General features: G+C 58.9%; 21 protein-coding genes. 9 read left to right on the forward strand and 12 right to left on the reverse strand.

Annotated elements, in window-relative coordinates; all coding sequences use genetic code 11:
- The first annotated feature begins 93 nt into the window (after positions 1-93).
- The 4 genes from cysK (at position 94) to BLU26_RS03405 (ending at position 4,245) form a co-directional block, all read left to right on the forward strand.
- Positions 94-1,068: a cysteine synthase A gene (gene cysK / locus BLU26_RS03390; RefSeq protein WP_092283853.1), complete on the forward strand. Its 975-nt coding sequence runs from the start codon at positions 94-96 to the stop codon at positions 1,066-1,068.
- 115 nt (positions 1,069-1,183) lie between these two features.
- Entirely contained in the window at positions 1,184-2,899 is a 1,716-nt protein-coding gene (gene aceK / locus BLU26_RS03395) for a bifunctional isocitrate dehydrogenase kinase/phosphatase (RefSeq protein WP_092283855.1), read from the forward strand.
- Positions 2,900-3,182: 283 nt separating this feature from the next.
- Positions 3,183-3,389, forward strand: coding sequence for a cold-shock protein (locus BLU26_RS03400; RefSeq protein WP_036989629.1), 207 nt, complete (start codon positions 3,183-3,185; stop codon positions 3,387-3,389).
- A gap of 274 nt (positions 3,390-3,663) precedes the next feature.
- Positions 3,664-4,245 carry a TetR/AcrR family transcriptional regulator gene (locus BLU26_RS03405; protein WP_092283857.1) on the forward strand — a complete coding sequence of 194 codons (582 nt, stop codon included), beginning with the start codon at positions 3,664-3,666 and terminating at the stop codon, positions 4,243-4,245.
- A 21-nt stretch (positions 4,246-4,266) separates the two neighbouring features.
- Here BLU26_RS03405 and BLU26_RS03410 read toward each other — a convergent pair whose 3' ends face one another.
- Positions 4,267-4,641 carry a hypothetical protein gene (locus tag BLU26_RS03410; protein ID WP_092283859.1) on the reverse strand — a complete coding sequence of 125 codons (375 nt, stop codon included), beginning with the start codon at positions 4,639-4,641 and terminating at the stop codon, positions 4,267-4,269.
- A 54-nt stretch (positions 4,642-4,695) separates the two neighbouring features.
- Between BLU26_RS03410 and BLU26_RS03415 the strand changes: the two genes are divergently transcribed.
- Positions 4,696-6,729, forward strand: a complete 2,034-nt coding sequence (locus tag BLU26_RS03415; RefSeq protein ID WP_092283861.1) for a S9 family peptidase — start codon at positions 4,696-4,698, stop codon at positions 6,727-6,729.
- Between the two features lie 65 nt (positions 6,730-6,794).
- Here the strand turns inward: BLU26_RS03415 and putP are convergent, their stop codons facing one another.
- From putP to BLU26_RS03430, 3 genes are all read right to left on the reverse strand, one after another.
- Complete coding sequence (putP, locus tag BLU26_RS03420; protein WP_092283863.1) at positions 6,795-8,270, reverse strand: sodium/proline symporter PutP; 1,476 nt, start codon at positions 8,268-8,270, stop codon at positions 6,795-6,797.
- A gap of 93 nt (positions 8,271-8,363) precedes the next feature.
- Positions 8,364-11,519 (reverse strand): bifunctional proline dehydrogenase/L-glutamate gamma-semialdehyde dehydrogenase PutA, encoded by a 3,156-nt coding sequence (gene putA, locus BLU26_RS03425; RefSeq protein ID WP_092283865.1) that lies wholly within the window; start codon positions 11,517-11,519, stop codon positions 8,364-8,366.
- A 239-nt stretch (positions 11,520-11,758) separates the two neighbouring features.
- Positions 11,759-12,529, reverse strand: coding sequence for an AraC family transcriptional regulator (locus tag BLU26_RS03430; protein ID WP_092283867.1), 771 nt, complete (start codon positions 12,527-12,529; stop codon positions 11,759-11,761).
- 113 nt (positions 12,530-12,642) lie between these two features.
- On the opposite strand from BLU26_RS03430, the gene lon reads away from it, so the two are divergent.
- Positions 12,643-15,045, forward strand: coding sequence for an endopeptidase La (gene lon / locus BLU26_RS03435; protein WP_092283869.1), 2,403 nt, complete (start codon positions 12,643-12,645; stop codon positions 15,043-15,045).
- Positions 15,046-15,120: 75 nt separating this feature from the next.
- On the opposite strand, the gene BLU26_RS03440 is transcribed toward lon, so the two are convergent.
- Positions 15,121-17,127 (reverse strand): type IV pilus assembly protein FimV, encoded by a 2,007-nt coding sequence (locus tag BLU26_RS03440; protein ID WP_172830637.1) that lies wholly within the window; start codon positions 17,125-17,127, stop codon positions 15,121-15,123.
- Positions 17,128-17,510: 383 nt separating this feature from the next.
- Between BLU26_RS03440 and cmoA the strand changes: the two genes are divergently transcribed.
- Together cmoA and cmoB are read left to right on the forward strand one after the other, a co-directional pair.
- Positions 17,511-18,251 (forward strand): carboxy-S-adenosyl-L-methionine synthase CmoA, encoded by a 741-nt coding sequence (cmoA, locus tag BLU26_RS03445; RefSeq protein WP_092283873.1) that lies wholly within the window; start codon positions 17,511-17,513, stop codon positions 18,249-18,251.
- Positions 18,248-19,222: a tRNA 5-methoxyuridine(34)/uridine 5-oxyacetic acid(34) synthase CmoB gene (gene cmoB / locus BLU26_RS03450; protein WP_269433960.1), complete on the forward strand. Its 975-nt coding sequence runs from the start codon at positions 18,248-18,250 to the stop codon at positions 19,220-19,222. The genes cmoA and cmoB overlap by 4 nt, the downstream gene beginning before the upstream one ends.
- Positions 19,223-19,234: 12 nt before the next feature.
- On the opposite strand, the gene BLU26_RS03455 is transcribed toward cmoB, so the two are convergent.
- The 4 genes from BLU26_RS03455 to BLU26_RS03470 all read right to left on the reverse strand — a co-directional run bounded on the left by BLU26_RS03455 (position 19,235) and on the right by BLU26_RS03470 (position 23,165).
- The gene (locus BLU26_RS03455; protein ID WP_092283875.1) at positions 19,235-20,029 is read right to left on the reverse strand and encodes an acyl-CoA thioesterase; all 795 of its coding nucleotides are present in this window, start codon (positions 20,027-20,029) and stop codon (positions 19,235-19,237) included.
- A 73-nt stretch (positions 20,030-20,102) separates the two neighbouring features.
- Positions 20,103-20,792 (reverse strand): hypothetical protein, encoded by a 690-nt coding sequence (locus tag BLU26_RS03460; protein ID WP_092283877.1) that lies wholly within the window; start codon positions 20,790-20,792, stop codon positions 20,103-20,105.
- Positions 20,779-21,807 carry a YcjF family protein gene (locus BLU26_RS03465; RefSeq protein WP_092283879.1) on the reverse strand — a complete coding sequence of 343 codons (1,029 nt, stop codon included), beginning with the start codon at positions 21,805-21,807 and terminating at the stop codon, positions 20,779-20,781. Before BLU26_RS03465 ends, BLU26_RS03460 begins: the two co-directional genes overlap by 14 nt.
- Positions 21,804-23,165 (reverse strand): YcjX family protein, encoded by a 1,362-nt coding sequence (locus BLU26_RS03470; protein WP_157719289.1) that lies wholly within the window; start codon positions 23,163-23,165, stop codon positions 21,804-21,806. The genes BLU26_RS03465 and BLU26_RS03470 overlap by 4 nt, the downstream gene beginning before the upstream one ends.
- A gap of 79 nt (positions 23,166-23,244) precedes the next feature.
- Here BLU26_RS03470 and BLU26_RS03475 point away from each other — a divergent pair, with 79 nt between their 5' ends.
- The gene (locus tag BLU26_RS03475) at positions 23,245-23,646 is read left to right on the forward strand and encodes an NINE protein (protein ID WP_092283883.1); all 402 of its coding nucleotides are present in this window, start codon (positions 23,245-23,247) and stop codon (positions 23,644-23,646) included.
- A 21-nt stretch (positions 23,647-23,667) separates the two neighbouring features.
- Here BLU26_RS03475 and BLU26_RS03480 read toward each other — a convergent pair whose 3' ends face one another.
- The 3 genes from BLU26_RS03480 to BLU26_RS03490 are packed head-to-tail and all read right to left on the reverse strand — an operon-like array spanning position 23,668 to position 26,741.
- Positions 23,668-25,203, reverse strand: coding sequence for a DHA2 family efflux MFS transporter permease subunit (locus tag BLU26_RS03480; protein ID WP_092283885.1), 1,536 nt, complete (start codon positions 25,201-25,203; stop codon positions 23,668-23,670).
- A 9-nt stretch (positions 25,204-25,212) separates the two neighbouring features.
- Positions 25,213-26,271, reverse strand: coding sequence for an HlyD family secretion protein (locus BLU26_RS03485; protein WP_092283887.1), 1,059 nt, complete (start codon positions 26,269-26,271; stop codon positions 25,213-25,215).
- A 32-nt stretch (positions 26,272-26,303) separates the two neighbouring features.
- Entirely contained in the window at positions 26,304-26,741 is a 438-nt protein-coding gene (locus BLU26_RS03490) for a MarR family winged helix-turn-helix transcriptional regulator (protein WP_092283889.1), read from the reverse strand.
- Positions 26,742-26,823: the final 82 nt, after the last annotated feature.

A 26,823-nucleotide genomic window follows, 5' to 3' on the forward strand; every position in this document is an offset into this window, starting at 1 on the left:
ACCTCGATTGACGGATATTCCCGCCAGGCATAGGCTGATTGACCTGTATTCGGTAGTCACCCACCACCTTCACTGCCCACAAGGAGCTCTCGCATGAGCCGCATTTTCGCAGACAATTCACAGGCCATCGGCAATACGCCGCTAGTGAGAATCAATCGACTCGGCCCCCAAGGCGTGACCATCCTGGCCAAGATCGAGGGCCGCAACCCGGCTTACTCGGTAAAGTGCCGGATTGGGGCGAGCATGATCTGGGATGCCGAATCCAGCGGCAAACTGAAAAGCGGTATGACCATCGTAGAACCCACATCCGGCAACACCGGTATCGGCCTGGCATTTGTTGCCGCCGCCCGCGGCTACAAGCTGGTGCTGACCATGCCTGCGTCAATGAGTCTGGAGCGGCGCAAGGTACTCAAGGCGCTCGGCGCCGAACTGGTACTCACCGAGCCCGCCAAGGGCATGAAAGGTGCGATTGAAAAGGCCAGCGAACTCGCCGAGCAAAATCCGGACGAGTACGTGTTACTGCAACAGTTTGAGAACCCAGCCAACCCGAGTATTCACGAAAAGACCACTGGCCCGGAAATCTGGAACGACACCGAAGGCAGCATCGACGTGCTGGTGGCCGGCGTAGGCACCGGCGGCACCATCACCGGGGTTTCCCGCTATATTAAGCAGACCTGCGGCAAGCAGATTATTTCAGTCGCAGTTGAGCCCAGCAGCTCGCCGGTCATCTCCCAGACGCTGGCCGGCGATGACGTCAAACCCAGCCCACACAAGATTCAGGGCATCGGCGCCGGCTTTGTGCCTGGCAACCTCGACCTCAGCCAGGTAGACCGCGTAGAGCAGGTCAGCGACGAACTCTCCAAGGAAATGGCCCTGCGCCTGATGCGCGAAGAAGGCATTCTGTGCGGCATTTCCTGTGGCGCCGCCATGGCCGCTGCCGTGCGCATGGCCGAAGAACCCGAGATGCAGGGCAAGACTATCGTGGTGATCCTGCCGGATTCCGGTGAGCGTTACCTGTCTACCATGTTGTTTGCCGACATGTTCAGCGAGCAGGAAAACGTACAGTAACCCAGCGCGCCGCCTCGCCTTCTCCGGCCTGGCGGCCTGCCCACTCGCAGCGCTTCCGCATCAGGCGCAGACTGGCTATGCTGCGGGGAAGTTTCCCCGTAACAGGCTTGGTTAAATGTCCTACTCCCCCGATCTGATTGTGCAGCACATGCTCGACGGCTTTGATCGCTATCGTGACCAGTTCCGTGAGCTTACCGCCGGTGCCCGTGCGCGGTTTGAACAGGCCCGCTGGAACGATATTCAGGAAGCCTCCACTCAGCGTATCAACGCCTATGAAGATCAGGTGCATCGCACTGCCAACGAACTGGTCGCCTCACCAGCCGGCACTGCAGTCACTGATGTAAGTAACTGGCCAGACATCCGCCGCGCCTACATTAGTGCGATTGAGACCCGGTTCGACGACGAACTGGCCGAAACCTGGTTCAACTCGATTTTCACCAGCCTGCACCAGCATGATCAGATCAGCGATGAAACCATGTTTGTGCATAGCACCCGTCCGCTGTCACGCCCGCCGTCGCGCAATGCACTGACCCGCGGGTTCATTTCCGACGGTTCACTGGAGAACCTGGCAAGCCAGATACTGCGCGAATTCAGTTTCGACACCCCTTGGGAAGACCTTGAACGCGATACCCAGATGATTGTGGCTGAGTTACAACAGGGCCTGCCGGATTGGGCCCAGATGGATCATGGACTCACCGTCGAAGTGGTGCAAAGCGTGTTCTATCGCAACAAGGGCGCCTATCTGGTTGGCCGACTGATCAGCCAGCATGAGCAATGGCCTTTCGTACTGCCGCTGCTGCATCGTGAAGGCCAGGGTATTTGTGTCGATACGCTGATCACCGATGAGTCCGAAGTCTCTATCATCTTTTCCTTCACACGCTCCTACTTCATGGTGGAGGCGCCGGTACCCAGCGAAATGGTCGCCTTCTTGAAACGCCTGCTACCCGGCAAGCATATCGCCGAGCTCTATACGGCGATTGGTTTCTACAAACAGGGCAAATCCGAGTTCTATCGCGCGCTGATCGCGCACTTGGCCAATAGCGATGATCGCTTCATCATGGCGCCCGGCGTGCGTGGCATGGTAATGAGCGTCTTTACCCTGCCCGGCTTCAATACGGTGTTCAAGATCATCAAGGACAAGTTTGCCCCGTCCAAGAACATAGACCGCGCCACCGTCATCGAAAAATATCGCCTGGTGAAGCGGCACGACCGCGTCGGTCGCATGGCCGATACCCAGGAGTTTGCCGACTTCCGCTTCCCGCGCGAGCGCTTTGATCCTGATTGCCTGAAAGAGTTGCTCGAGGTAGCACCCTCGACCGTGGTGGATGAAGGCGATGTGATCCTGATTCGGCACTGCTGGACCGAGCGCCGCATGACGCCCCTCAACATTTATCTGGAGAGCGCCAGCGACGCGCAGACCGAGGAAGCCCTGTTCGATTACGGCAAATCGATCAAGGAGCTTGCCGCGGCCAACATCTTCCCCGGCGACATGTTGCTGAAGAACTTTGGCGTAACCCGCCACGGCCGCGTAGTGTTTTATGATTACGATGAGATCAGTTACCTCACCGAAGTTAACTTTCGGGTCATCCCCGAGGCGATGTATCCGGAACAGGAAATGTCCTCCGAACCCTGGTACTCGGTGGCGCCCAATGATGTGTTCCCTGAAGAATTTCCGGTGTTTCTGTTTGCCGACATCAACCACCGTCGGCGCTTTTTCAAAATGCACGGAGACTTGTTTGACGCCAGCTATTGGAAGGGGCTGCAACGCCAGATAGAAGACGGACAGGTGATTGATGTCTACCCGTATCGGCGGACCGAGCCCGCAGCCTGAAACAACGCTTGCAAGGCTATGCAAAAAATCCGACGAAAGGCGTGTTATTTCTGGAAACTGTCGTATACTGAATTTCGTTTATTCGAGCCTGACAGTGGTTGTCAACACAGCTTGACTTGTACTACTGAAAGGCGCAGAGTGAGCGCGTAGGTTTTCAAGAGATAGAGTTGTAGGCTGCAAGCGCACTTTTCAGTACGTAAGTTTGTCATTCTCGTAATCTTTGATTCCCACGCTTTAATTGAGTGCAAGCTCAAGTATTTCAATTTGATAGGAATTATCTGAAATGGCAACTGGTACAGTTAAGTGGTTCAACGACACTAAAGGTTTCGGCTTCATCACTCCAGATGGCGGTGGAGACGACCTGTTCGCCCACTTCTCCGAAATCAAGGTTCAGGGCTTCAAGTCTCTGGCCGAGAACCAGAAGGTGTCTTTCGACATCACTACTGGTCCTAAGGGCAAGCAGGCTGCAAACATTCAGATCATCGGCTAATCCCGATCTCTGAACCAAAAAACCCGGCTCATGCCGGGTTTTTTGTTGCCTGATTTTCTGCTCGCATCAGCCCCCTACTACCGGAAAAATTACTCGCCTCAAGCCGCCGTACATCGTACCCTATGGCCCATATAGCAGAGGCCCCGGTAGTTATGCCATCGCCCGTCCGGGCGGCACGCGCCAAACCCTACCCTGCAACACCAGGCCTCGTTTTCCGCTGCCAGCCTTCTTTGTTTACCGGCAGCGTCGACCATAATCACAAGGGGGTTTACCAGTGGACAGCAAAGGTAGCAGCCAGAGCCCGGAAGCAATCAAGGTCACTATTTTCCGTGCTGCCGAGGCCATCGTCAGCGAACTGGGCGCATCCCAGCTGACCTTTGAAACACTCAGTGCTCGCAGTGAAATCGCCGAGCCTGACATCAAAGCCCTGTTCCCTGACCGTGAAGCCCTGCTGACCGCCATGATCGAGTATCGGCTGGAACGCTTCCGGGTTCGTTGGGGCGCCTACGAGAGCGTACTGCCTGATGAGCCAATGCGCGAACTCAAGGCCTTGCTGCTGAGCAACATGAGCGAATCCAGCGAAGAGAAGAACCTCGACTCGGCCATTTTTGCCGCGGCCGCGAGCAATCCGGCTTTGCTGCAGACCAGTGCCGACAACGTTGAGGGGTTGTTTGATATTCTGGCCAAGTCACCGCTGGGATTGGCACAGGCCAGCATCCTATTTTTCTCTGTGCGCGGTTACCGCCTGTTTGAGCAATTGGGCATGTGCCCGATGACCGATGCACAGCGCACCGAGTTTCAAGAGCAGATCATGCGCCTGGCGCGCATCATGAACGAGCAACGCAGCGGCGAGTAATTGCCGCCACCGCGCAGCGTTTCAGGCGTCGGAACCAGTAGGTGGTGCATCCTGTTTGCGCCAATGGTGATACAAGGCCCGCAAGCCAACAAAGAACAGATAGGCCGCGAATGCCAACGTCATGACCAGGCTAAGCTCACCCAGCATCCGCGCCTGGTTGTCCCCCGTATCCAATATCGTGTCCAGCAAATAGATGAGAAACGCCGGAGCCTGCCAGCCCGCGCCTACTTCAGCTTCGGTCGGGGTAAACAACAACACGGCCATGATGATCCACAGCGGCTCGCGGATAAACCACCATTTGATCAATCCGGCCAGCTTCCACCAAACCAGCCAGCAACCAGTCGCTGCTGCCAAGTAGACCAGCCACACGGTTTGGTATTCTGATTCATTGAACATCGACAGTTATCCACTCGGCTACAATACGCGGCCCATCATAACGGTTTTTACCCCATGCGTCCTGATCACGAACAGCCCATAGCCCACCGCCAGATTGGTACCGATCCCTACGCCTGGCTGGAGCAGCGCGACGCTGACAAGGTGCTTGCCTACCTGCACGAAGAAAACGCCTACACCGACGCCTGGCTTGCCCCTCACCAATCTTTGCAGCAGCAACTGTTTGACGAGATACGCGGTCGTATACGTGAAACCGACCTCGGGCTGCCGAGCCCGCGCGGAGCCTGGCTGTACTACCAACGCACCGAAGCGGGCGCGGAATATCCGCGCTTCTACCGCTGCGCAAGGCCAACACCCCCAAGCCTGGCCATCGACGAGTCGAGCGAGCAACTGCTGCTCGATCTTAATCAATTGGCCACGGAGCACGATTTCTTGCAGCTAGGCGATTTCAGCGTCAGCCCGGACCACAATTGGCTGGCGTACAGCCTGGACACCCAGGGTAACGAAACCTATAGACTGTTCCAGCGCTCTCTTACAGACCTGAAGACCAGCGAGCTGACACTGGCCGAGGCGGATGGCAGCCTTTGCTGGGCTCTGGACAGCAAAACGCTGTTTGCCGTGAGCATGGACGAAACCTCCCGCCCCGCGACCCTGTGGCGATTGCAAACCGGACTGGCGCCTGTGAAGGTATTCCACGAGCCCGACCAACGCTTCTATCTGGGTGTGTATCGCACCAGTTCAGACCAATTTATCTGCATCAGTAGCACCAGCAAGAACACCAGTGAAGTGCATTTTCTGCCCGCTGCGCGGCCCGAGGCCGCCCCGCTCTGCCTTGCCTTACGCGAGAGCGGACACGAATATGACGCCGACCACGGTGCAGACGGTTTCATGATACGCAGCAACCGACTTGGAGAAACCTTCGGTCTGTACCAGTGCGCCGCCGATACGCCCGGACTTGCCAACTGGCAGCTCATTACCGCACCCGATAGCGCGCGTACTCTGGAAGAGATCAGCCTGCAAAGCACCGCCGTGGTGTTGCAGTATCGTAATCAGGCGCTGACCGAGTTGGAGATACGTCCTGTTGACGGCGCACCCTACACGCTTGGCATGCCCGATGCTGTCTATAGTCTTGGCGTACAGGGCGGCGAGGAGTACAGCAGCCCGCAAATCCGCCTGCGTTACGAATCACTCAACCGCCCTGCCGAGGTCCGTGCACTTACCTTGGCCAGCGGCGAACAACAGGTGCTCAAGCAGACGCCGGTGGAGGGCCAGTTCAACGCCGAGGACTACCTGGTCGAGCGCCGCTGGGCCACTGCCGGCGACGGTACCCGCATACCCATAAGTGTGATTGGACACCGCAGCACACAGGGGGAAGCCCCCCTTTATCTGTATGGCTACGGCGCTTACGGCGCCTCGATGGACCCCTGGTTCTCGCACGCCCGCCTGTCACTGTTGCAGCGTGGCTGGCGCTTTGCCATAGCGCACGTTCGCGGCGGTGCCGATATGGGCGAACACTGGTATCAGCAGGGCAAGTTGCAGCACAAGGAGAACAGTTTCTCCGACTTCATCGCCTGTGCCGAGGAAATGATCCGCGCGGGCATCACCCAGCCGCAACTGCTGACAATCGCCGGCGGCAGTGCCGGTGGCCTGCTGATTGGCAACGTCATAAACCAGCGCCCAGAGCTGTTTGCCGCCGCCGTGGCCGATGTGCCGTTCGTCGACGTCTGGAATACCATGAACAACCCCGACCTGCCGTTGACGGTGGGTGAGTACGAGGAATGGGGCAACCCAAACGAGCCCGAGGTCGCTGCGCGGATCAAGGCCTACGCCCCCTATGAGAACGTCGCAGAGCAGCCCTACCCGGCGCTCTGGATTACTGCTGGCTATCATGATGTACGGGTGCAGTACTGGGAAGCCGCCAAGTGGGTAGCCAAATTGCGTCACCTGCGCAGTAACGACCAGCCATTGCTGCTGCGCACGCAGATGAGCGCTGGCCACGGCGGCGCCAGCGGGCGCTACCAGGCGATGCGCGAATTGGCTGAAGAATACGCTTTTGTACTGACCGTCGTACCGGCTGCAGCATCGGCCTGAACGTGCAGCAGATATAAAAAAACCGAACCCGGTCACGGGTTCGGTTTTTTATTACGCATAACGGCTTAGAAGCGCGAGTTCACATCGTCAAATTGCGCTTCGATACTGGCAGACGGTGGCGCCGTCAGCAGCGAAACAACAATGATTGCGATGGTTGCCAGGATGAAGCCAGGGATGATTTCGTACAGCCCCCAGATGCCCAGCTGCTTCCAGATCACGACGGTAACGCCACCGACGACGATACCTGCCAGCGCGCCATTGCGGTTCATCCGACGCCAGAACAGCGACAAGATCATGGCTGGGCCAAAGGCCGCACCAAAGCCTGCCCACGCGTAGGACACCAGACCCAACACCGTGCTTTCCGGGTTGAAGGCAAACATCAGCGCCAACGCAGCAATACCCACTACCGCAAAGCGACCAACCCACACCAACTCCTGTTGAGTGGCGTCGCGACGGAACAGTGCCTTGTAGAAGTCTTCCGCCAGGGCAGAAGATGACACCAGCAGTTGCGAATCAGCTGTCGACATGATGGCAGCCAGTACAGCTGCCAGCAAAATACCGGCTACCAGCGGATGCATGAGTGCCTGAACCAGCGCCAGGAAGACGGTTTCAGCATCAGCCAAACCTGCTTCGCCGAAGTAACCGATACCAATCCAACCGATTACCAGTGCCGCCAGCAAACAAACACCTGACCAGATGACCGCAATACGGCGCGCAGTTGGCATGGCAGCATCGCTCTCAATCGCCTTGAAACGAGCCAGCACGTGCGGCTGACCAAAATAGCCAAGCCCCCAGCCCAATAGCGAGATAATCGCGACAAAGCCCAGTGGCGCCCCTTCGACATCAGTCCAGATATTCAGCAGCTCGGGATTACGCGTTTCCATTGCTCCATGCACTGCTTCCCAGCCACCCATTGTGCTCAGCGCCATGACGGGCACCAGCACCAGCGCGGCGGCCATCAACAGCCCCTGAATCACATCAGTCCAGGAAACAGCGAGAAAGCCCCCAAAGAAGGTGTAGGAAATGATCGCCAGAGTGCCGACAATCACGGCAATGCTGTAACCAAAACCGAAGGTGCTCTCGAACAGTTTGCCCGCCGCAACCAGACCGGAACTGGTGTAGAACAGGAAAAACAACAGAATGAAGATAGCCGAGATAACGCGCAGCAGACGGCTCGTGTCTTCAAAGCGGTTTTCAAAGTAAGCCGGCAGCGTCAATGAGTCGCTCGCGGTGTGGGAGTACACCCGCAGACGGCGCGCCACGATCAGCCAGTTCAGCCAGGTACCTGCCAGCAGGCCTACAGCAATCCAGATCGCTTCATAGCCAGCCGTCAGTGCGTAACCTGGTAAGCCCAGCAGCAGCCAACCGCTCATATCTGACGCACCGGCTGACAAGGCAGCGGTGCCCGGCCCCAGAGAACGCCCGCCGAGAATGTAATCCGACAGGTTGGTGGTGCGCTTGTAGGCGATATAGCCCAGGGCGAGCATGACCCCGATATAGACCACGAACGTGGCCGTCACTATTGCGGTATTACCGTCCATTATTCTTCTCTCTCTTGGTTGCTGAACGTTCCCAGCATTAACTGTCCCTGCTGAATTGGCTTCCCTGTTGGTGTAGCACCTACCAACGAGCCGTTATGGCTCGCCGTCCCCCAGCGACAGCAGGCTGGCGTTTCCGCCCACCGCCGTCGTGTTGATCGTGCGCGTGCGCTCGGTGACGAAGCGCAGCAGATAATGCGGCCCGCCGGCCTTGGGCCCAGTGCCGGACAAGCCTTGACCGCCAAAGGGCTGGACACCCACCACTGCGCCAATCTGATTGCGGTTGACGTAGACATTACCAATACGCACGCGCGCATCAATATGCTCGGCGGTGTCTTCATTACGGCTGTGAATGCCCAGTGTGAGACCAAACCCCGTGGCATTGATGTCGTCGATGATCTTGTCCAGATCCTTGTTGCGCCAGGTCACCACGTGTAGCACCGGGCCGAACTGTTCCTTTTCAAGTTCGCTGATGCTGTCCAACCGGAAGGCTACCGGTGAAACGAAGTAACCATCAAGCCCCTCTGGCAACGTTGTTTCGGCAATCAGCCGACCCGCCGCCTTCATTTTGTCGATGTGCTGCTGCAATCCCGCGCGCGCCTCGGCATCAATAACCGGCCCCACGTCCGTTGCGCGGTAGCCGGGGTTGCCAATATTCAGTTCAGCCATCGCACCTTTCAGCAGCTCCAGCACCCGCTCGGCAATATCCTCCTGCACAAAGAGCACGCGCAGGGCGGAACAGCGCTGTCCGGCACTCTGGAAGGCGGAATGCACCACATCCTTGATCACTTGCTCCGGCAACGCTGTGGAGTCGACAATCATCGCGTTCTGGCCGCCGGTTTCGGCAATCATCGGGGCGATGGCGCCGTCACGCGCCGCCAGCGCGCGGTTGATGATGTGTGCCGTCTGGGTGGAGCCAGTGAAGGCTACGCCGGCGATGCGTGGGTCCGATGTCACCACGCTGCCTACCTGTGCACCGTCCCCTGGCAGTAGTGCCAGTACATCCTTGGGCAGGCCCGCCTCATGCATCAACTCGACACAGCGCATGGCCACCAGGCTGGTCTGCTCTGCTGGCTTGGCAACCACGGTATTGCCGCAGACCAGTGCCGCCGACACTTGGCCCAGGAAGATGGCCAGCGGGAAGTTCCAGGGGCTGATACAGGCAAACACGCCGCGCCCCTGCAGGTAAATCTCGTTACTCTCGCCGGTCGGTCCAGGCAGGGTGATGGTAGCGAAGCGCTGCCGGGCCTGTAGCGCATAATAACGACAGAAATCGACCGCCTCGCGCACCTCGTCGATACCGTCCTGCAGGCTCTTGCCAGCTTCCCGGGTGCACAGCGCCATCAGCTCCGGCATGTGCTCTTCAAGCTTGTCAGCAGTGCGCTCGAGCACCGCCGCACGCGTGTCCACCGGGGTTGCGTTCCAGCCGACGAAGGCGGCGCTCAGGTGGTCAATGGCGTCGCGGGTCTGTTCTGCACTGGCCCAAACCACCTCACCGACCTGATGCGACAGCTGATACGGGCACATCACCTTGCGCACCTCGCCGGCCAGCCGGTTTCCACCGACCAGCGGCGCGGCTTGCCATTGCTTATCCCACCAATTTTTCAGTTCGGCCTGCAGTGGCAACCACTGGTCCAGAACGTTCATATTGATTCCGCGGGAATTGCGCCGCTCTTCACCGTAAAGGGCCGGCGGCAGGGGGATTCGCGGATTGGCCAGCGAGGCATGGCGCTGCAGGCTGGTTACCGGATGCTCGATCAGGCCTTCCACCGGCACCCGTGAATCAACCAGCTTGTGAACGAAAGAGGAGTTTGCGCCGTTTTCCAGCAGGCGGCGCACCAGATATGGCAGCAGATCCTTGTGTGCGCCGACGGGGGCGTAAATACGTACCGGGCAACCGGCCTTTTCTATCACGGTGTCATACAGTGCATCGCCCATGCCGTGCAAACGCTGGAACTCGAACTCTTCGCCCTGGGCCATGGATAGAATACAGGTGACTGTGTGCGCATTGTGCGTGGCGAACTGCGGGTAGATCAGGCCGCTGGTGAGCGGGCTCAGCAAAAAGCGAGCGCAGGCCAGATAGGAAACGTCAGTTGCTTCCTTGCGGGTAAAGACCGGGTAAGCGGAAGTACCGCCCTGCTGGCACCACTTGATCTCGGAGTCCCAATAAGCACCCTTCACCAGACGTACCGGGATACGATCGCCCTGTTCCTTGGCCAGCAAGGTCAGCCAGCACAGCACCGGCAGAGCGCGCTTGGAATAGGCCTGAACCACCAGGCCGAAGTTGCCCCAGCCTTTCACGTCAGGGTGCTGATATACCTTGTGAAACAGCTTCAGCGACAGCTCCAGCCGGTCTGCCTCTTCCGCATCGATGGTAATCCCCACATCACCGATTCGCGCTTGACGCACTAGCTGCAACACCGTTTCGCTCAGCTCGGCGAGCACCTGTTCTTCACGGGCGGTTTCATAGTGCGGGTGTAGCGCGGAAAGCTTGATCGAGATGGTCGGCTTGGGGCTGCTACCCTTGTATTTGTCATCCACCAGGGCGGCGATAGCGTCACTGTAATCTTTCAGATACTTGCTGGCATCGGCATGCGTCAGTGCCGCCTCGCCAAGCATATCGAAGGAGTAAGTATAACCGCTATCGCGCTGCGGCTTACCGTTCTTCAGTGCCTCCTTGATGGTGCGCCCAAGCACAAATTGCCGGCCCATAATTTTCATTGCCTGCATCATTGCAGCGCGAATGACCGGCTCGCCGCTACTCTTGACCAAGCGCCCCAGCACCGTACCGGGGGTACCGTCATGGCGTTTGTCGAGGTTTACTACCTTGCCGGTCATCACCAGGCCCCAGGCCGCCGCGTTGACCAACGTGTGCTCGCTCTGGCCCACATGCTTGTCCCACTGGGCAGCATTCAACTTGTCGCGAATCAGTGCGTCGGCAGTGTCGGCATCGGGTACGCGCAACAAGGCTTCTGCCAGGCACATCAACATGATGCCCTCCTGCGTATCCAGGCTGTACTGCTGCAGTAGCGCGTCAATGCTGTCTACAGCGTTGTCACGCTTGCGCACATCAAGGATCAGTTGCCTGGCCTGCGCCGTGAGCGCATCGAGATCGCGCGGGCGCGCAAGCTCCAGCAGCTCCTGCAGATAAGCCGTCTCATCTACCGAATAGTTTTCACTTACCTTCAGCAGAAAGGCTTCCGGCTCACTGCCCATGAAGTCACCCTGCAACACCGCACTCGCTTTGAACATCCTGGCACGCTCCTGGAATCGCCTGCCACTGCCAGCCACGGCAGCCACAGTTGAATGAGTTCGCCTATCCCCTAACCCTAGACCATGGTCGGCAATTGAACGAATCACCCGTTGTTATTGAGATCTGTCGACCGATCCGCGCGCGCGCAGATACAGGCCATAAGCGACTCTAGAAGCTGGCTGGGTGAAAATATTGTTGGAAACTATGTTTTTTTTGCAAAAAACTGCGGACTAAACGGTTAATGCAGCCGGCCCAGACGCAGCTGCCGCGGCGTGACGCCGAGCTGGCGACGCATGGCGTGATTCAGGGCACTCTGACTGGAAAATCCGCAGCGGCTGGCCAGCTGAGCTACCGGAAGCCTGGTGTCGCGCAGCAATCGACTCGCTTCGCGCAGCCGCAAATCCAACACATGCTGGTGGGGTGTCCGGCCGCTAGCGGCACGAAACAGGGCATGGAAGTGACTGGGACTGACGCAGACCAGAGCCGCCAGCGCAGCCACACTCACGGTTTGCTCAAGGTGTTGAATGATGTAGGCATCAATGCGCTGCAGGTCCGCCGCATCCAGCGCATGCGGTCGCTCCTGAACCGGCCGCACCAGGCGTTCGTGCAGCGCATGCAGTAACACGCCACCCAAGTGCCAATTCAGCTGCGGCGAGCTGTGCGGCTGGTTGAGGCTGTGATCGGCGAAATCAAGCAAGCCCTGCAGTTGATGGTCCAGGTGTACAAAGCGCGGGCGGTCGAACAGCTCCGCCAAACTGTCGTCCGCGTAACCCGCCAGACCCGAGGCCTCGACCGGCAGGTCCATGATCAACATGTGATTATGGCCGCGACCGGAAAACGCATGCGCTTCACCACCGGGCACCAGGCAGGCGTGCAAGCGACTTACCGCACCGCCCTGCCCCATGACCTCAAAGTCGGCGCAGCCCTGCAACCCGACCACCAGCTGGTGTTCCGGGTGAGCATGGGTTGCCGATTGGCTCGGCAGATCGAGGATGCGCGTTTTGATCATCGGCCGATCTTGCCACAATCGCCAAAAAATTACCTGCCATTGAAAAACCCGATTGCCGTCTCCACTTCTTAAGCAAGCGAGACAACGTCCTTTTGCAGCCGCAAGGTAGACCCATGACCGATCAGGATTCAGCAGCTCCAGACTATATCGAACGTGACCAGGCCGAGCCCTCCGGCACCGGCCTGGCACTACCCAATCAGCGCCTGCCCGACAGGCTTTACCTGTTGCCTATCAACAATCGGCCCTTCTTCCCGGCGCAGGTCATGCCAGTGGTAGTCAACGAAGACCCCTGGTCCAAGACCATAGATCTGGTAGCCAATACCGAACACAAGGCACTTTCACTGTTCTATCTTGAGCACCCGCCGAAGGCCGATGGCGAGCTGTCGGCAGATCAGTTGCCCGCGACCGGCTGCGCGGTGCGCATTCGTCATGCGGTACGCGAAGACGGCAAAATCCAGTTCATTGCTCAGGGCTTGACCCGGGTGCGCATAACCCAGTGGCTGAGCCGCAAGCCGCCGTATCTGGTCGAGGTCGAATACCCCGATACCGCAGACGATGAGCGCGATGAAGTACGCGCCTATGCCATGGCACTGATTAACGCCATCAAAGAGCTGCTCCCACTCAACCCGCTGTATAGCGAAGAGCTGAAGAACTACCTGAACCGCTTTAGCCCCAACCAACCCTCCCCCCTATCCGACTTTGCCGCCGCACTCACCTCTGCCAAAGCCGGCGAGTTGCAGGACGTGCTCAATACGGTGCCCATTCTGCGGCGAATGGAGAAAGTGCTGGTGTTGCTGAAGAAGGAAATCGACGTCGCACGACTGCAAGGCGAAATCAGCGCCGAGGTTAACCGCAGCATCAGCGAGCATCAGCGTACCTTCTTCCTGAAGGAGCAGCTCAAGGTCATTCAGAAAGAGCTGGGACTGTCCAAGGACGACCGTACGGCAGATATCGAACAATTCCGCGAGCGTCTGCAGGGCAAGCAGGTACCTGAAGCCGCGCAGAAGAAGATCGACGAGGAGCTGAACAAACTTTCGGTGCTGGAAACGGGGTCGCCCGAGTATGCCGTCACCCGCAACTATCTCGACTGGGCGACGGCAATGCCTTGGGGCATCACCCATACCGACAAACTGGACATCCCGCACGCGCGCAAGGTGCTCGACCGCGACCACGATGGCCTGGACGACGTAAAACAGCGGATCCTGGAGTTTCTCGCTGTCGGCGCCTTCAAGGGCAGCGTGTCAGGCTCCATCATCCTCTTGGTGGGCCCGCCTGGCGTCGGCAAAACCAGCATCGGTCACTCCATCGCCGAAAGCCTGGGACGCCCGTTCTATCGCTTCAGTGTAGGCGGTATGCGCGACGAAGCCGAGATCAAGGGCCACAGGCGCACCTACATCGGTGCCATGCCGGGCAAGTTCGTGCAGGCATTGAAAGACGTCGGTGTAATGAACCCCGTCATCATGCTGGACGAGATCGACAAGCTCAGCAGCAGCCATCAGGGCGACCCGGCCTCAGCCTTGCTGGAGACGCTGGACCCCGAGCAGAACAATCAGTTTCTCGATCACTATCTGGATCTGCGCCTCGATCTTTCAAAGGTGCTGTTCGTATGCACTGCCAACACCCTGGACAGCATTCCCGCCGCCCTGCTCGACCGCATGGATGTCATTCGTCTCTCCGGCTATATCGCCGAGGAGAAGCTCGCCATCGCCAAGCACCATCTCTGGCCACGGCAGCTAGAGCGCGCAGGACTGCGCAAAAGCCAGCTACGCATCACCGACAAGGCGCTGCGTCAGGTGATCGACGGCTACGCGCGCGAAGCCGGGGTACGTAACCTCGACAAACAACTGGCCAAGCTGGTGCGCAAATCCCTGATGCAACTGCTGGAAACACCAGAACAGAAACTCAGTATCAAGCCGGCCGACCTGCAGGCGATGCTGGGAACGCCCGCCTTCAAAACGGAAAAGCGCCTGAAAGGCACTGGCATTATTACCGGCCTGGCGTGGACCTCCATGGGCGGCGCTACGCTGCCGGTGGAAGCCACCCGCATTCATACGCTCAACCGGGGCTTCAAATTGACCGGTCAGTTGGGTGACGTGATGAAAGAGTCAGCCGAGATCGCCTACAGCTACCTGTGCGGGAACCTCAAGACCTACCGGGCCGACAAGAGTTTCTTCGACGAAGCCTACGTACATCTGCACGTACCTGCGGGCGCTACACCCAAGGACGGCCCCTCTGCTGGCGTGACTATAGCGAGCGCCCTGCTCTCGCTGGCCCGTCAACAGGCACCGCGGGCCGGCCTGGCGATGACGGGTGAAATAACACTTACCGGTCACGTACTACCGGTGGGCGGTATACGCGAAAAGGTCATCGCAGCGCGCCGGCAACAGATACACGAGCTGATACTGCCGGAGGCAAATCGGGGTGATTACGATGAACTGCCGGATTACCTCAAGGCGGGCATGCAGATCCACTTTGCCCAGCATTTCCGCGACGTCGCCAAGCAGCTATTCGACTAGCCAACAGACGAGCAAAAAAAGGGCGACTTTTCAGTCGCCCTTTTTTTCGCTTGTACGACAGCAACAGCCCGTATCTCAATCGTCCCGATTACGACGATCATCTTCCGATGTCACGCTGAATCGATGATCCTCATCCAGCTCTTCGATTTCCGGGAACTCATGCAAGCTGCTCTCGAAGTCGTCATCGTCTTCCTCGGGCTCAGCTTCCGGCTTCTCGACTGATTTGCGCGCAGGTGCCGGGGTGAGACCTTCGATCAAATCCCAATCGGGGTCCAGGGTGAAATCGTTCAGGTTAAGGCGAGACTCGGCCAGGTCTTCGTCATCCGCCATGACATCTTCAACGGTATCCAGTGCAACGGCACTCGCCACACCGGTTTCCAGTTGTGGGAAGCGCGCCTTGAGCTGATCAACCCGCGCCATGTCACCGCCCAGCGACTCAATGGCGGCGGCCTGCTCGGCAAAGCCCTCAGCATCGCCCAGCTCGCCCATCACTCGCGCTTGCTTGTAGCGCAGCTCCAGACGATCCGGCTCTTCCGCAATGGCCTTGTCCAGCATGGTCCGCGCCTCAGGAAAGCGGCCGTAAGTGATGTAAAGCTCTACGCCATCCAGGTCATCCAGCGGGTCTGCCGGTGGCGCTTCTGCGGCTTGGGGCTCGACCACCCGGGCACTGCTTTGTTCACGTGGCGAAGCCATGCCAGCTGCGCCGATGACAGGTTCTGACGGTTCAGGACCACGCTCATCGCGCTTGCCGGTAGAACGCAGCTTGGAAATCAGCCAACCGAACAGGAAGGCCAGACCGGCAACCACCAGCGACCACCAGCTGAACCAGGAAGACGACTCCTGCTGCTGAGTTGCCTCCGGCGGCAGCACCTCGGCGGAGATAGCGCCGGCTGCCGGGGCATCGCTGCCTGACGCTGAGGCGTTGGCGCCGCCAGCACCGGAGCCCACGGTACCTGCAGCAGCACTGGCAATCGCCGCTTCACTTTCGGCGTCTTGCGCGGCGCGCAGGACTTCCAGCTCGGCCTGCAGACTGGCAATTTGACGATCACGGTCATCCAGCTCGCTAAGCAATGCGTTGAAGCGCCCTTCGAGTTCTGTCAGGCGACCCAGCAGCTCCGCAGCATTCGCCTGCGCAGCGGTGGCTTCACCCTCTTCAATGCGCAGACGCGCCTGTTGCTCTTGGCTAGCATCCGCCTGTGACTGGCTGGCAGCACCATCGCCAGCCTCATCGGTAGCCTCAGCTTGCGCAGCAGTAATCTCTGCCAGCTCGGCATCGGTCAACGGCATCTGAGCACTGTCGCTCGGCAGTGATTGGCTGCCGCTGGCGGTCCCAGCTGACGGAAGGCTCTCTGGCGAACTTTGCACGGCAACCGGTTCACTGGCCGCAACACCCAGTTGGTCAGCCGTTGGCAGCGTCAGGGTTTGCCCCAACTTCAGCCGGTTACGGTCGCCATTGACGAAAGCCGCAGTGTTCAGCGCATGGATAGCTGCCATGGTATCGGGGATGCTGGCGCTTTCCGCCGGGCGGGTCCGTTGGGCGATATCCCAGAGAGTGTCACCCGATACCGTGGTGTACTGCTTGGCACCGGCTTGCGGTTCAAGGGATGGGAGTGGCTGAGCTTCCGGCGCCGCTATCGGCGCGGGCGCCCGATCCGCAGACTGAACCCGAGCGGGTGGTGCCGATTGCGCCATGCTTTGCACCGGTGCCGGAGCGTTGGCGCCGTACAGCGGCGGATCCAGCAACAGGGTATATTCGCGCAGTAGTCGCCCATTGGGACGGCGCAATTCAACCAGGAAATTCAGATAGGGTTCGCGCACCGGCTGGCTGGAATCAACTTTGATCGCCAGTTTGTTGCCCTGCATCACGGGTTTGAAACGCAGATCCGTAAGAAAGTAAGGACGCTCAATGCCCGCCTCGTCAAAGGCGGCGGTATCGGCCAGCGAGACCAGCACGTCGTCGGGAGAAAGCCCTTCCGCGCCCTGGAGTACAATGATCGCACTCAACGGTTGATTAAGCGCAGAGTCCAGCTGCATCTCGCCCAGCCCCAGCGCGTTGGTGACTCCGACGTAGAGAGAAGCCAATGAAGCTGCTCCCAAGACTATTTGGCGCTTAACAGCCATACCCTTTCCTCATTTTGCATGTGAGCTTCAGCTGCGTTTTCACGCGTGAAACTCTGCTATCCGTTGCTTGATTTTTTTGGATTGCCTTCCCAGCCAAGCTGCTGGATACACGGCAATCTGATTGGGGTCATTATGCCACCACGTACTTCAAAAAAAGAACCCTGCCACAGCTTTCTGCCAGAAAATACGCGATTAAATAGCAACATGATAGCGCAAAGTCATAATTTTGACTTCTCTGGCCAGTGCGACATTGTTCTGTCAGTCAAGCAAGCAGTTGCGGTTCCTGTCAAGGTCGCCGAGTTGCGTTAGAATATCTGGCTTGCTTTTGCCTTTGGATCCCGCGCATGACCGATGTAGACAAACTCTTTGCAACACCCTTCAGCAAGGTCGCAGACTTTGCCTTTGATGAACAGGTCGCGCGCGTGTTCCCGGATATGATCAAGCGTTCAGTGCCGGGTTACCCGACTATTATTGAGAGCATCGGCCTGATAGCAGCGCAGCACGCCCAGCCGCAGTCGCTGATATACGACTTGGGCTGTTCACTGGGCGCCGCCACTCAATCAATGCGCCGCCATGTCGGCAGCGAGGGTTGCCAGATTGTTGCGATTGACAATGCCGCAGCAATGGTTGAGCGCTGTCGCGAATACCTGAGCGCGCAGGACGCCATGCTTGAAGAGCCACTACCGGCGCAGGTCGTGCTTGGCGACATCGTGAATTACCCGCTGGCGCCCTGCTCGGTCGTGGTACTGAATTTCACCCTGCAGTTCGTCAAGCCAGAGGAACGGCTCGCGCTGCTCACCCGCATACGCCAAGCGCTGCAACCCGGCGGCGTACTCATTTTGTCCGAGAAGCTGAACTTCGCCGACACCAATACCCAACAAAGCCTTGAGCAACTGCACTACGCGTTCAAACGAGCCAATGGCTACAGTGACCTCGAGATTGCCCAGAAGCGCAGCGCCATCGAAAACGTCATGCTGCCCGATACCCAGGAGCAGCATCAGCAACGCCTGCAGCAAGCCGGCTTCAGCCATAGCCATATCTGGTTCCAGTGTCTCAACTTCTGCTCGATGATTGCTCACACGTGATTGATTACACCGCTTTTCTCGCCTCCCTGGCCGACGGCCCACTTACCAAATGGCGCCGTCCCATCAGCGAAGGTCTGCAACAACGCTTTGACAGCCTGCAGCACGGCGACCTTGAGCGCTGGCAGGCCAGCCTGAACAAGCTGCCGTCCCTCGACGATGTCGAAGCAGACCTGGTCAACGGCGTAACCCTGCGCAGTCGGCATCCCTTAGACGCAAAGGCGCAAACCACGCTCGAAGAGGGCTTGCGCGGCCTGCATCCATGGCGCAAGGGCCCCTTTGACCTGTTCGGCGTACACATAGACACGGAGTGGCATTCGGACTGGAAGTGGCAACGCGTCGCGCCGCACATCGATCTGCGTGGCCGGCGGGTGCTGGATATTGGCTGCGGCAACGGCTATTACATGTGGCGCATGTGGCAGGCTGGGGCGAGCATGGTCATTGGAGTTGACCCGAACCTGCTGTTTCTCAACCAGTTCGAAGCGGTAAAACGTTACCTACCCAACGCGCCGGTCTGGCAGCTACCTTTCACCCTTGAGGCACTGCCTGAACCCAGCAACGCCTTTGATACGGTATTTTCAATGGGCGTGCTCTACCACAGGCGCGCGCCCATAGACCATCTGCTGCAGCTCAAGGCCTGCTTGCGTCCTGGCGGTGAACTGGTGTTGGAAACTTTGGTGATTGAAGGTGATGAGCAGCAGTGCCTGCTGCCGGAAGACCGGTATGCGCAGATGCGCAACGTGTGGTTTCTACCGTCGGTAGCGATGCTGGAGCGCTTTCTCGCCCGCGCGGGATTCAACGACATTCGCTGCGTTGACCTGAATCGCACCAGCGTGGAAGAGCAGCGCAGCACCGATTGGATGCGCTTTCAATCCCTGCCGGATTTCCTGCAGCCCGGCGACGCAAGCAAAACCATCGAAGGCCATCCGGCACCGCTACGGGCCACGCTGGTCGCGCTCAAGCCAGGAGGATGAGCGCGAGGCGTCTCAGCCGAACACCGCCACGGTTTGTCGGCTGATCGCGACCAGCTCGCCAGCCTGGCTCCAGATCATCGCCGCGATATGTCCGTAGCCATCGCGGGCATGTTCGATATTAGCCTTATAGAGCAACCAGCCTTGATCTCCCAGGTCGGGCTGTGGCTGAACAAACTCGATAGTCCAGGTAAGCGAACTGGCCGGCGCACGCTCTTTCAGATGCGGCAGTACCGCCGGCGGCCAGACATCGACCAGACCCACCAGATGGACTGAATCAAAGTGCGCGAACTGCTCGTCAAAACGCATCCAGCCGCCCATTTCCCGCTTACGGCTGTTGGTGCAGGGGTAGTCGCCGAAGGTCCAGCGCACATCAAAATAGCGAATGAACGGAGGGTTCATACCTTCGATGTAGGGCATGCGTTGGCAGCTTTCCGGCACCGGCGCGGGCGGAGCGGGCAAGGCAGCCACATCGACACTGGACTCGCGCCCCGCACCGAAACTGCCTTGGATGATGCACATTGTTTGCCCGTTCTGCAGCGCCCGCCCCAGAACCTGGCTGACCGCTCTTCCCTCGCGAAGCACTTCTGCTTCGACTGACATCTCCTCACCCGGCGTGACTGGCCCGACGAAGGTAATGGCCAGCGAGCGCAGTGGTCGCCCGTCTGCCACCTTGGCGCGCATGCCCTGCACTACCAGCGCGGCAACCAGACCGCCGTAACCCGCGCGACCTTGAGCCCAGTCGGCGGGGATGGTGACGCGCTGATCAGTAGAGGCGCTGAAAGCGCGCAACAACTCGGCAAAATTCATCTTGATGTCCTGCAAAATGACGGCCCAGCATGGTAGTTGAATTCAGACCATACTGACCAGCCTGGCGCATCGCTCAGTTGGCGCCCTGCAGCCGCAGACCACACAACCAGCCAAGCGCCAACCAGGCTGGCGGCATGTCGGGCCAGTCGACGTCACTGAGGTCGGTCAGCTCAAAGTCGGGCATGCCGGCCCGCGCCATCAGGCGCTCGTACCACCAGACCACATAAAAACCATGGCCGGTACGATGTTCATTCGCGAGGCTGCTACGCAGACGCATCGGCAAGGAGCCAAACAGCAGTTCATCCAGCGCGACAAAAATGCGTTTCTCATTTTCCAGGTAGGCGCTGGGCGCGGCAGCATCACACCCCATTTCATTGGCAAGGATGGCCAGTTGATTAGCGTAATCGCGGTGGCTTTTCAGCGGATTCAGCTGGCTACGCCAATCCAGCTGCTGGCGTTCAATCGCATCGATCAGGGTATTGCTGCCTGCTCTTGGCGCGCCCAGCAGGGCAGCCAGCCAGCGCCGTTGAAACAATGGGAGTTTGTCGACCCAAAGGCGCAGTTCAGCGCTACTGGAGCCAGGCGCCGGCTGCCAGCCACTGACCTCTCCATCGGGAATCAGCTGTACAGCCGCCATGCGCTCCGGCCAGGCCGGCGACACGAACTGCTGCTGAAACCTGCCCCACTTCTTGTCAAATACTGCCTTGCGTTCGGCTAGCCAGCGTTCCGCCAGCCAACGTCGCCGTGATTTATAACCTGTCATCCGTTGTGCGTCCCAACCGTTCCTTCATGGTTCTAATGATGCCCTTGTTGTCCTCCAGCAGCGCGCTGGTCTCAGACAGCGGGACTGCACGGCAAAGATCCAGGGTGAAATGTCCCAACCGGGCACTGTACAAGCCGATGCCCATGCCCTGCCCCACCCGAGCAGCCAGCTTTTCCAGCAAACCTGACAGCAGTGAGTCACTAAAGGCGCCCATGGCCATTTCAGTTCCACCTGCCAGGGCGATATTACGCAACACATGGCGAGCTAGACGCCAGCGGCTCAAGCGGCCAATCGGCAGTCCGTAGCACACCGCCACACGTTGCATCATGCGTATGTTGCGCCACACCACCAGCAACAGATCAACTGACACCCAGGGACTGGAAGCAACCAGCACGCCGGTGCCCACCGCTTCGTTGCGAACGATCTGCCGCGCCTGTTGATCAATGCCCTGGTAGAACTGCAGATTCAACCGGCGGCATACCTCGTCCGCCTCATGTGCTGCGTCAAGGTCGGCGCACGCGGCCTGCAACCTGGCAGCCAGCGGCGTACCGGCGTAAACACCAGCCAGGCGGTCAAGCCAGTCGAGTGCCAGGCGCTGACGCGGGTCACGCAGCGCAGCCTGCATTTCACTGCGTAATTGCTCGAGATCACTTAGCCGGTGACGCTGGCGTCGCAAATCGCGCAATGCAAACAAGCCAGCCCCGCCCAGGAGAGCGCCCAGACCACCCACCAGCGCCCCGGCCACCGGGTGCCAGTGCCACGAGGCCCAGGCCCATTGCCCCCACTCCACAGCAGCGCCACCCACCACCACCATGACAGCCAGCTTCAGCAGGCGCGACGGCCAGCGGCTTGGCGGTGGCGCGTTGAGCGTTCCAGGCAATGGCACTTCATTGGCCCGGTGCGCCTGCAGCTGCGATTCGTCTACTTCACCCAGCAGCTCGGTGACCCGCCTGTCGGCCTCCTCTGAGGGCAACTCCCAGGTATCCAGAATGCGGGTCTTGTTGTCGTCACTCACAGGCGGGCTCCCTTTAGCAACCAGGCAACCAGATCGTCCATACGGTAATGCGGAAAAGGTTCATTGCGGTGCAATCCCGGTGGTGGGCGCAGAGCCAGCAGTTGCGGACTGTTGACCTGCAGTGATTGCGGTAGATGTGCGGGGATGTCGCCGGGCTGGTAGCGCACCCAGCCGGTTTTGCCTTGCAAGCCGGCGACCAGTGCGTCGCCCTCCTGCCGGGTCGCACGAATAGCGGACAACGGAATACCCTTGATCTCAACGCCGCCATGTCGCACATCAGCCAAGCGATCAACCATCAAATCTTCAAGGCATTGCTGTACCGCGCGCTGCTGCAACGGGCCTACCTTATCAACCTTGGTAGCGCACAAAGCCAGCCGACGAATGCGTGGACGAAACCTCAGCAGGCGCGCCAAAAATCCATTCTGGCCATAGTGGAAACTCTCCAGCACTGCTTCCATCGCACCTTTCAGATCGCTCAGCGCGGCCTGCCCTGCATCCATCGGCGTGAGCATATCGACCAGCAGAACCTGTTGATCCAGGTGTCGGAAGTGCTCGTCGTAGAATCCGCGCACGATGAAATCGCGGTAGTAGTTGAACCTTGCTTCACATACGCCCCACCAACTTTTGGCGTTACCCTCACTATGCTGGTTGGCCCGCAATAACGGCACGAAGTGCAGCATCTGCGCAGCCACATCGCTACCCGGCTGCAGAAATCGCGCTGGCTGATTACGCGAAAGCCCAGCCTCTGAACGACAACGCTGCAGGAAAGCCGACCACGCCCCCGCGAGATCGGCCAGCTCAGCCTCATCAGCCTCCGCCTGCGGATCAAGCGACTGCAGACGCTCACGCAGGCTGACCGCCAGTTCGGCCCGCGGCGACTGCGCCAGCCACTGCGTCATCTGCTCGCACCACTGGCCAAAGTTCAGGTTGAGCAGCGGCAAATCGAGCAGCCACTCTCCCGGATAATCAAGTATCTCGATACTGACGTCTCGGGTGCCCTGCACTTTGCCCAGCAAGCCTCGGGGCTTGAACCGCAAGTCGAGCAATACGCGTGACAAATCGGCGGTGGATTGCGGCCAAGTCGCAGGTTCGGCAGACAGCGCGGCTAGCGAGTCCAGATAGGGAAAGGGCTGCTCCACCTCGTCGCGTCGCCAGCGCACGGACACCAGACGATCGAACGGCGCGCGCTGTGCGAGAAGCCCTTTTTGGTGATTCTCCAATTGATTGATCAAACTGGTAATGAAGGTGGTCTTGCCTGCGCCACTCAAACCGGTCACACCCACTCGCAAACTCTGACGCCGCAGCGGGTTGCCGGCGCGTCCCGCTTGCTTGAACCAGTTCGCACTTTTATTTGACACCGCGCAGGCACTCCCCGAATCGTTTATGGTCTATGACCAGTATTACACAACCAACACACGGAGCGGAGGAGCACCCCCCATGGCCTATTCGGACACCCACAGCAAAGCAATCGGATATCTACTCTGGATATTCGGCTTTATGGGGGCGCATCGCTTCTATTATGGAAAGCCCATCACCGGGACCCTCTGGTTCTTCACGCTGGGGCTGTTTTTCATCGGCTGGATTGTGGATCTGTTCCTGATCCCTTCGATGGACCGCGACGCTGATCGCCGGTTCCGCACGGGTCCGATCAACTTCAACCTGACCTGGATACTGCTGACCTTTCTGGGCGTCTTTGGCGCCCACCGGCTGTACATGGGCAAGTGGATTACCGCGATCATCTATTTCTTCACCGTTGGCCTGTTCGGCCTGGGCCTGCTGTACGACTACTGGACCCTGAACGAACAGATCTCGGTAAAGAACATGCAGCGAGACTGGTGAGCGCGAGCACGCACCAAACTTTTACTCCATAACCACGGCGTCACCCTGGCGCCGCTGTGGGCTGCGTTGCAGCAACAGCAGCAATGGAAATGCGCTCAGGGCAATCCACATCATGAAGCGAAAGTCCTGCAAGTATCCCAACGTGGCAGCCTGCCGGTTCAGTTCCTGATTCAGTCCAGCCAGCCCTGCGGTTGAATTGATGCTGTAGGCGCCAAGCTCCGTCGCCTGGCGCAAGGCGAGATTGAAGGGGTTGATATAGTCAGCGAACGCTGCGTGGTTGACCTGCGTGCGTTGCGCCAGATAGGTCACCACCAGCGAGATGCCAATGCTGCTGCCGATGTTGCGCACCAGACTGAACAGCGCGGTACCGTCATTGCGGTACTCCGCCGCCAGCGTCGAAAACGTCAGCGTCGACAGCGGCACGAAGATCAAACCCAACCCCAGCCCTTGAATGATGCCCGTGCGCACCACATCGGCGGCCGCCACATTGAGGTTGAAACCACTCATTTCCCACAGCGAAACGCAGGTCAACAGTAGCCCTACGGCGATCATCAGACGTTCATCTACCCGCCCCGACAAACGCCCGACCAGCACCATGCCGACCATGGTACCCAAGCCTCTGGGAGCCAGCAGCATGCCCACGTCGATTACCGGATAGCCCAGCAGGTTCTGCAGAAACGGCGGCAGTAGCGCCATGGTCGCCAACAGGATGATGCCGATAATGAAAATGAAGATCAGGCCCACGCTGAAATTACGATTGCGGAACATGGCAGGCTCAACAAACGGCTGACGCCGCGTCAGAATGTGCGCAATGAACAGATAGAACCCCAAACCCGCCAGCACGGCTTCAATCACCACCTCGCGACTGGCAAACCAATCCAGCGACTCGCCGCGGTCAAGCATCATCTGCAGCGCGCCTATGCCGAGCGCCAATAACAGAAAACCCAGCAAATCAAAGCGTCGCTTGTTGCTCGTCTCTGTCTCGGGCAGGAACGCGAGCAAACCGAACCAGGCCAGAATCCCCAAAGGAACGTTGATATAGAACACCCAGCGCCAACTGTAGTACTCGGTCAACAACCCGCCCAGAGAGGGCCCAAGAATAGGCCCAACCATAACCCCTACGCCCCACATCGCCATAGCCGATCCGTGCTTCTCCGGCGGATAGGTGTCCAGCAACACCGCCTGCGACAGCGGCACCAGACAGGCACCAAACACGCCCTGCAACAGACGGAACAACACTATCTGCTCAAGACTCTGAGCTGCACCGCACAGCATCGACGCCAGGGTGAAGCCAACCACCGCCGCCATGAAAAGACGCTTGCGGCCAAACCTAGCGCTAAGAATCCCGGTGAGTGGCATGCAGATAGCCGCTGCAACAATATAAGACGTCAGCACCCAGGATATCTGATCCTGGGTGGCGCCCATCGACCCCTGCATGTGCGGCAGCGCCACGTTGGCAATAGTTGTATCCAGCGCCTGCATGATGGTCGCCAGCATCACCGACAGCGTGATCAGCAGTCGCTGTGCTCCAGCGGAGTTTTTGCTAGCCGCGGTCATGGCACGCCGTCACAAAAGGTCGGATAACTGGCGGCGATGGCCGGTGTCAATCTCTACTTCGGTGCTCAGACCCGCCAGCAACGAGGGCGCGCCTGCCTCAGTCTGCAACTGAATACGCACTGGCACCCGTTGTACAATCTTCACCCAGTTACCGGTGGCGTTCTGTGCTGGAATTACCGAAAACTCGGACCCGGTTGCAGGACTCAGACTTTGCACGGTTGCCTGCCATACCCGGTCAGGATAGATGTCGATGCGCACTTCAACCGACTGCCCGGGCTGCACGTGGGTGAGATCGGTTTCCGGAAAATTGGCTTCGATCCAGGGGGTATCCGAGGCGACCAACGCCAGAGCCATGCTCCCGGCGGACAGGTACTGACCCGGTTTTGGCAGATTACTGACCACGCCCGCAATCGACGCTCGTACCAGCGTACGTTGCTGGTTCAACAGCGCGTCCTCCAGCTCCGCCTGCGCCGCCTGATAACTGGGGTGCGACTCGGCCGGCGCATCGGCGCTGCCGCCCAGCATTTCAGTCAGGCGACTGAGTTCCTGTTCGAGTACGTTGACTTCCTGCGCCGCCACATCGCTGGCCTGCCGTGCGTTATCAAAGGTAGCTGCAGAGATGTATTCCTTGTCCAGCAGCTGCGACTGCCGCCGTTCCTCTTTCTGACTGAATGCCGAACGTGTCTTGCGCAGCGCCAGTTGCGCCTGGGTTTCTCTATAGCTTGCCTTCATGGCTGCAAGATCGGCGCGCACTTGGGCCAAGTGCGCCCGGGCCTTGGCCACGCTGATGTCGAAGGGCGCTGAGTCTATGCGAAACAGCGGCTGACCTGCCTCGACATGCTGGTTTTCCACAACCAGAACCTGCTCCACACGACCAGACACCTGAGAGCTTACCGGGACCTTGTCTGCACGTACGTAGGCATTGTCGGTAGTAACGTAGCGTCCGCCTTGCAAGTAAAAGACAGCCGCCCCTGCCAGCAGCACAACGGGTACCAATACCAGCAACACTAACCGGCGACCACGCTGGCGTGGCTCGGGCGATGCTGCAACTGCGGTAGATTCAGTCATGAGAGAACAATCCGATTAGTTGAACAGAGACGTTACTGACCCATCTGCGCGTGCACATGCCGCAGCAGAAGTAGCAACTGCGCTACCTCTGCGTCACTCAGACCTGCGGTCATTCGCTGGGATATCTGGTTTTTCAGAGTTTCGAAGGTTTGCAAATGAGGTTTTGCAGCATCCGTCAGAAAAAGCTGATGAGCACGTCGGTCGTTGGGCGCCGGACGACGCTCGATCAGGCCCGCCTGGCCTAGCTGATCGAGCACGCGGGTCAAGGTAATCGGCTTTATCTCAAGGATGTCGGCCAACTCTACCTGCCGTATACCCTCACGCAGCGACAGGTGCACTAACGTGCGAAACTGCTCTTGAGTAAGACCATCAGGCTGCCGACTGGCAATAAAAGTCTTGCGCACCAAGCGATTGACGTCGGCAACAAGAATAGGCAACCAGGTTTTATCCACAAAAAACACCGCAGGCATATAGTAAGCTTTACGTACTATATGCCTGCAAAACGCACAGGGTCAACCCGAAAGAAATAGGGAGTGGTCCGTGAAACGATGC

Source organism: Halopseudomonas sabulinigri (genome assembly GCF_900105255.1).
Lineage (GTDB): Bacteria > Pseudomonadota > Gammaproteobacteria > Pseudomonadales > Pseudomonadaceae > Halopseudomonas > Halopseudomonas sabulinigri.

What these genes read in the sequence shown, in the direction of transcription:
- BLU26_RS03430 (WP_092283867.1), bottom strand. Translation starts at nt 12,529, where the DNA reads ATGATCAAAACGCGCATCCTCGATCTGCCGAGCCAATCGGCAACCCAT.
- BLU26_RS03400 (WP_036989629.1), top strand. Translation starts at nt 3,183, where the DNA reads ATGGCAACTGGTACAGTTAAGTGGTTCAACGACACTAAAGGTTTCGGC.
- aceK (WP_092283855.1), top strand. Translation starts at nt 1,184, where the DNA reads ATGTCCTACTCCCCCGATCTGATTGTGCAGCACATGCTCGACGGCTTT.
- BLU26_RS03475 (WP_092283883.1), top strand. Translation starts at nt 23,245, where the DNA reads ATGGCCTATTCGGACACCCACAGCAAAGCAATCGGATATCTACTCTGG.
- BLU26_RS03490 (WP_092283889.1), bottom strand. Translation starts at nt 26,741, where the DNA reads ATGCCTGCGGTGTTTTTTGTGGATAAAACCTGGTTGCCTATTCTTGTT.
- BLU26_RS03455 (WP_092283875.1), bottom strand. Translation starts at nt 20,029, where the DNA reads ATGAATTTTGCCGAGTTGTTGCGCGCTTTCAGCGCCTCTACTGATCAG.
- cysK (WP_092283853.1), top strand. Translation starts at nt 94, where the DNA reads ATGAGCCGCATTTTCGCAGACAATTCACAGGCCATCGGCAATACGCCG.
- putA (WP_092283865.1), bottom strand. Translation starts at nt 11,519, where the DNA reads ATGTTCAAAGCGAGTGCGGTGTTGCAGGGTGACTTCATGGGCAGTGAG.
- BLU26_RS03415 (WP_092283861.1), top strand. Translation starts at nt 4,696, where the DNA reads ATGCGTCCTGATCACGAACAGCCCATAGCCCACCGCCAGATTGGTACC.
- BLU26_RS03460 (WP_092283877.1), bottom strand. Translation starts at nt 20,792, where the DNA reads ATGACAGGTTATAAATCACGGCGACGTTGGCTGGCGGAACGCTGGCTA.
- putP (WP_092283863.1), bottom strand. Translation starts at nt 8,270, where the DNA reads ATGGACGGTAATACCGCAATAGTGACGGCCACGTTCGTGGTCTATATC.
- lon (WP_092283869.1), top strand. Translation starts at nt 12,643, where the DNA reads ATGACCGATCAGGATTCAGCAGCTCCAGACTATATCGAACGTGACCAG.
- BLU26_RS03480 (WP_092283885.1), bottom strand. Translation starts at nt 25,203, where the DNA reads ATGACCGCGGCTAGCAAAAACTCCGCTGGAGCACAGCGACTGCTGATC.
- BLU26_RS03485 (WP_092283887.1), bottom strand. Translation starts at nt 26,271, where the DNA reads ATGACTGAATCTACCGCAGTTGCAGCATCGCCCGAGCCACGCCAGCGT.
- cmoA (WP_092283873.1), top strand. Translation starts at nt 17,511, where the DNA reads ATGACCGATGTAGACAAACTCTTTGCAACACCCTTCAGCAAGGTCGCA.
- BLU26_RS03410 (WP_092283859.1), bottom strand. Translation starts at nt 4,641, where the DNA reads ATGTTCAATGAATCAGAATACCAAACCGTGTGGCTGGTCTACTTGGCA.